Source organism: Campylobacter sp. RM5063 (assembly GCF_024723655.1).
GTDB lineage: Bacteria > Campylobacterota > Campylobacteria > Campylobacterales > Campylobacteraceae > Campylobacter_D > Campylobacter_D lari_D.
This window is the reverse complement of sequence record NZ_JANQDA010000082.1, coordinates 1-236: the sequence shown is the minus strand read 5'-3', so window position 1 is coordinate 236 and position 236 is coordinate 1. Positions and strand designations below refer to the sequence as shown.

Genomic DNA, 236 nt, shown 5'->3' with positions numbered 1-236 from the left:
GAAATTATTATACTTAATAATGCCATAGGCATTATTAAGTAACCTAATATAGATTTAGAATTTACTATCATAGCTTGACCTAGTTTATAGGAGAGTTGATTTTGAATTCTTGTTTTAGCTGTGCCGTACTTAGTTTGAAATGACAATTGATTATTTAATAACTGAATTTGAGTTAAATTATCTTGAATAGTTTGATTTTTACTTGAAACGATATCAGCTATAAATTCAGCTATTTT

General features: G+C 25.4%; 1 pseudogene. It reads right to left on the bottom strand.

Annotation, left to right across the window (positions count from 1 at the left end):
• Positions 1–236 (bottom strand): annotated as a pseudogene (locus CAMP5063_RS08465) (hypothetical protein); the annotation flags it as partial.